The sequence below is a fragment of the Profundibacter sp. genome, from assembly GCF_056498605.1.
In genome coordinates this window covers 1-5,425 of the sequence record NZ_JBSMEZ010000030.1, presented here as the reverse complement: position 1 = coordinate 5,425, position 5,425 = coordinate 1, and the positions used below count along the sequence as shown (strand labels likewise).

Here is a 5,425-nt window from a genome sequence, read left to right as displayed (position 1 = left end):
GGTGATGTAGAAGATCAAAAGAAATTAGAAATAGAAATTTTGAACAACAGCAAGTGGATCAATAGAACTTTTTATCTTCCGCACATATGCGCGTTTTTATTCGTAGCATTTTTTATTTGTGCATGTTTTGCGCTTTATCAAGCGCTTGGGATTGGGGTGTAAAATGATACTTCAATCACAATCTATCCCTACATCTGAAACCTTCCAAACTAATCTTAAAAACCATTTAGAGGCATTGAAAATCATCTCGGATGTTGCCGCCGCTGCAGCGCATGGGGGCAATGAGCGGACGCGCGAACGGCACCTGTCGCGGGGCAAGATGTTGCCCCGCGAGCGGGTGGCGAACTTGCTGGATGCGGGCTCGCCGTTTCTGGAAATTGGTGCGACGGCGGCGCATGGGATGTATGAGGGCGTGGCGCCCTGTGCGGGGGTGATTGCTGGTGTCGGGCAAATCCACGGCCAAGACGTGATGGTGGTGTGCAATGACGCCACCGTTAAGGGCGGCACTTATTACCCGATGACGGTGAAGAAGCATTTGCGCGCCCAAGAGATTGCCGAGGAGTGTCATCTGCCGTGTGTCTATCTGGTGGATAGCGGCGGGGCGAACCTGCCCAATCAGGACGAGGTGTTTCCCGACCGCGACCATTTCGGGCGGATATTCTATAATCAGGCGCGGATGTCGGCCAAGGGGATTGCGCAGATTGCGGTCGTCATGGGCAGCTGCACGGCGGGCGGGGCGTATGTGCCTGCGATGTCGGATGTGTCAATTATCGTTAAAGAACAAGGCACTATATTCTTGGCGGGACCACCTTTGGTCAAGGCGGCGACCGGTGAAGTGGTGAGCGTCGAGGATTTGGGCGGCGGGGATGTGCATACGCGCCTGTCTGGCGTGGCCGATTATCTGGCCGAGGATGACACCCATGCGCTGGCTTTGGCGCGGCAAGCGGTGGCGGGGTTGAACCGCAAGAAACCCGCGACCGTGGCTTGGCAGGAACCTGAGGAGCCTGCCTATGACGCCGAGGAATTGCTGGGGGTTGTGCCTGCGGATTTGCGCACGCCCTATGACATCCGCGAGGTGATTGCGCGGGTGGTTGATGGATCAAAATTCGATGAATTCAAGGCGCGGTATGGCGAGACTTTGGTGACGGGGTTTGCCCACCTTAAGGGCTGTCCCGTCGGGATTATTGCCAACAACGGGGTGCTGTTTAGCGAGGCAGCGCAAAAGGGCGCGCATTTTGTCGAGCTGTGCAGTCAGCGCAATATCCCGTTGATATTCCTGCAAAATATCACTGGATTTATGGTTGGGCGTAAATACGAGAACGAGGGTATCGCGCGGCACGGGGCCAAATTGGTGACGGCTGTGGCGACCACAAATGTGCCCAAGGTGACGATGGTGGTAGGCGGTAGTTTCGGGGCTGGCAACTACGGCATGGCGGGGCGGGCCTATCAGCCACGGTTCATGTGGTCATGGCCAAATTCGCGCATTTCGGTAATGGGCGGCGAGCAGGCGGCGGGGGTTTTGGCCACAGTCAAACGCGACGCGATCGAGCGGAATGGCGGCGCGTGGTCAGCCGAGGAGGAGGCCGAATTCAAGCAGCCGACGATTGATATGTTCGAGGAGCAGTCGCACCCTTTGTATGCGTCCGCAAGGATGTGGGATGACGGGGTGATTGACCCGCGCAAAACCCGAGATGTGCTGTTCTTGAGCCTGACGGCGGCGTTAAATGCACCGATTGAGGAGACACGGTTCGGGCTGTTCCGGATGTGATTTTAGCGCATATGAATTGCATATGAAAACCATATGAATTCCATATGAGTTTTGTGCGAAGAGATTTAGGGCCTCCGGCGGAGGTATTTGGGGCAAGAAGAAGGGTGAAGGGATGATCCAGACTCGGTTGACCAGACGTTTTAATTTGACCCATCCGATTGTTTTGGCTCCGATGGCAAAGGTCGGTGGCGGGGCATTGGCGGCGGCGGTTAGTCGCGCGGGTGGACTCGGGTTGCTTGGTGGCGGCTATTGCGAGCCGGACTGGATATCAGAGCAGTTTGATTTGGCCGATGGCGCTGAAATTGGCTGTGGGTTTATTACGTGGCGATTGGCGCAGGAAGCGGGATTGCTTGAAGCCGTTTTGGAGCGCAAACCCCGCGCGATTTTTCTGTCGTTTGGCGATGTCGCGCCGTTCGTCGATCTGATCAAGGCCCAAGGGGTGCCGTTGATCTGCCAGGTTCAGACAATGGCGGATATGCAGGCTGCGGTTCAATGCGGTGCAGATGTGATCGTGGCGCAGGGGGCCGAGGCGGGCGGACATGGGCAATCGCGTTCGACCATGACGTTTGTGCCCGAAGTGGCCGACTGGTTGGCGGCAAATGCGCCGGATGTGTTGCTGTTGGCGGCGGGCGGGATTGCCGATGGGCGCGGGTTGGCGGCCAGTTTAATGCTGGGGGCGGACGGGGTTTTGGTCGGCACGCGGTTCTGGGCGTCGATTGAGGCGCTGGTGCCGCCAAACCATCATGATGCCGGTATTGCGGCCACGGGCGATGACACGTTGCAGACAAAGGTGGTCGATATTGTGCGCGGGTTTGATTGGCCCGAGAGGTTTAACATACGGGTTTTGCGCAACAGGTTTACCGATCGTTGGCAGGGTGACTATGAGGGGTTGCGCAAGGATACAGGTGCCCACACCGCGTGGCTTGAGGCGATTGTAAGTGGTGACGTGGATATTGCCAGTGTGACGGTGGGGCAAGGCATCGGGATGATTTCCAGTGCTGTTCCGGCAGGCGAGATAGTAGAAAACATAGGGGCGGAGGCCGAGGCGTTACTGCGCGGGGCCACGGCACGTTTGGAGGAATAGATGTTCACTAAAATACTGATCGCCAATCGGGGCGAGATTGCTTGTCGGGTGATGGAGACCGCCAGTTTCATGGGGGTGGCGACGGTTGCCGTTTATTCCGATGCTGATGCGATGTCCAAGCATGTGGCGATGGCCGATCAGGCGGTTCACATCGGTGGGTCGGCCCCTGCGGACAGTTATTTGCGTGGCGATGTGATTATTGCGGCGGCGCTGGATACGGGGGCGCAGGCGATCCATCCGGGGTACGGGTTTTTATCGGAGAACCCCGATTTTGTCGAGGCGTGTGCGGCGGCGGGGTTGGTGTTTATCGGGCCGTCGGCGGAAGCAATCCGTGCGATGGGGTTGAAGGATAATGCCAAGATATTGATGCAAAAGGCCGGTGTGCCGGTGGTGCCGGGGTATTTGGGGGCGGATCAGGATCCGGCGAATTTGGCCAAGGAAGCGGGCAAGATTGGCTATCCGGTGTTGATCAAGGCCGTTGCGGGCGGTGGCGGCAAGGGGATGCGGCTGGTTGAGGATGCGGGCGATTTTGACGATGCTTTGGCGGCGGCCAAGGCCGAGGCATTGGGCGGGTTTGGCAATGATCATGTGTTGATCGAAAAATACATCCAGCAGCCGCGCCATATCGAGGTTCAGGTGTTTGGTGATGGCCAGACCGCGGTGCATTTGTTTGAGCGGGATTGCTCGTTGCAACGCCGCCATCAAAAGGTGATCGAGGAAGCTCCGGCCCCGGGTATGACCGAGGAGGTTCGGGCCGCGATGGGGGCGGCGGCGGTGAAGGCAGCCGAGGCGATTGGATATTCGGGGGCGGGCACGGTCGAGTTTATTGTCGATGGTGCGGACGGCTTACGGGTTGACGGGTTCTGGTTTATGGAGATGAACACGCGGTTGCAGGTGGAGCATCCGGTGACCGAGGCCATCACCGGCGTTGATCTGGTCGAGTGGCAGTTGCGGGTGGCGTCAGGCGAGGCGTTGCCCGAGACGCAAGATGAGTTGCAGATATATGGCCATGCGTTTGAGGCGCGCCTGTATGCCGAGGATGTTCCGGCGGGTTTTTTGCCAGCGACGGGAACGTTGACCCATCTGGAGTTTCCGCAAGCCGCGCGGGCGGATAGCGGGGTTCGCAGCGGGGATGTGATTTCGCCGTTTTATGATCCGATGATTGCGAAATTGACGGTGCATGGGGGGACGCGTTCGGAAGCGTTAGGGAAATTGGCACGGGTGTTAGGGCAGACCGAAGTGGCGGGTTCGGTGACCAATCTGGCGTTCCTGCGGGCCTTGGCTGTGCATGGCGGGTTTGGCCGTGGCGAGGTTGATACCGATCTGATCGCTCGGGATCTGGACAGTTTGGTGGTGGAGCCTGTGGCGAGTGCGGCTGTTGTGGCGCTGGCGGCGCTGGGGGCTGTCGGGTTGGATCAGGCGGGTGCTGGCGAAGGGTTCGTGCTGTGGGCACCATTGCAACAGACGGTTTTGTTGCGGGTTGGCGAGGACGAAGTTGCAGCAAAGGTTGCCACGCTGGGCGCTGGTCGGTTCGAGGTGACGTTGGAGGGTGAGGTGCATCAGGTCGTGCGTGGGGTGCATTGGCTGGTCGATGGCGCATCTGTGGACGCGCATGTGGTGAAGCTGGGTGCGTCGGTCAGTGTGTTTGCCGGACACGGGTTTCATTTCAGTGTTGTTGATCCGCTGGAGGCTGATGCGAGCCATGCGGGGGATGGCAATCTGGTGGAATCGCCGATGCCAGGATTGGTCAAGGGTGTGTTTGCCATAGCGGGGCAGGTGGTGGTTGAGGGCGACCGTTTGGCCATATTGGAAGCGATGAAGATGGAGCATGCACTGTTGGCGGCCCGCGATGGGGTGGTGGCCGAGGTGTTGGTGAGCGAGGGGGCGCAGGTTGAGGCGGGGGCGGCTTTGATCCGGCTGGAGGAGATAAGTTAAATGGAGGCCCTGCGGGCCGCTTTATATCTCGACCCCGTAAAGGGGCCTCGGGATGCCTGCGGCGCAGGTATATCCAGCGGTTTGTATTTAATGATGGAAAAGAGCATCAGAATTCGCCCACTCTTGGGGTGAATTTTGATTCAGGTGAATGCAAATTGCTGTATGGCAAGAAGAAAGGGTGAGGGATGATTATACTGCACCATGTGGCGCAAGCCCGTAGTTTTCGCACGCTTTGGTTGTTGCAGGAGATGGGGCTGGAGTTCGAGGTGAAGGCGTGGGATTTTTTTGATAAATCCATGCGGGGGTCGGAGTTTCGGGCGTTGTCACCTGCCGCACGGGTTCCGGCGCTTCAGATTGACGGGCGGGTGTTGTTTGAATCAGGTGCCATCACTGAATATCTGGTGGAAACGCGCCCCGAATGCGGGTTGGACCGCGAGGTGGCGGACGATGAGCGGGCCGATTGGTTGCAGTGGTTGCATTATGCCGAAACCATTGGTCAGCATTTGGCCAATCTGACCCAGCATCATATCGCCCTGCGTGATCCGGCGATGCGATCCCCGACCGTGATGCGGCTGGAGGCCAAGCGGCTGGAAAAGGTGCTGGAGGTGGTGGACCGTGTGGTGGCGCAGCAGGAGTAT

4 protein-coding genes are annotated in these 5,425 nt (G+C 58.3%); all 4 read left to right on the top strand.

Going from position 1 to position 5,425, the window contains the following annotated elements:
* Positions 1–163: 163 nt before the first annotated feature.
* Positions 164–1,768, top strand: coding sequence for a carboxyl transferase domain-containing protein (locus ACWB12_RS03725; protein WP_479528722.1), 1,605 nt, complete (start codon positions 164–166; stop codon positions 1,766–1,768).
* A 112-nt stretch (positions 1,769–1,880) separates the two neighbouring features.
* A complete protein-coding gene (locus tag ACWB12_RS03720; protein WP_479528721.1) occupies positions 1,881–2,852 on the top strand; it encodes an NAD(P)H-dependent flavin oxidoreductase in 972 nt (323 codons plus the stop codon).
* Positions 2,853–4,787 carry an acetyl/propionyl/methylcrotonyl-CoA carboxylase subunit alpha gene (locus ACWB12_RS03715; protein ID WP_479528720.1) on the top strand — a complete coding sequence of 645 codons (1,935 nt, stop codon included), beginning with the start codon at positions 2,853–2,855 and terminating at the stop codon, positions 4,785–4,787. It abuts the gene before it with no gap.
* 185 nt (positions 4,788–4,972) lie between these two features.
* Positions 4,973–5,425 (top strand): glutathione S-transferase family protein (locus tag ACWB12_RS03710; protein ID WP_479528719.1); only part of this gene is annotated, 453 nt, incomplete at its 3' end.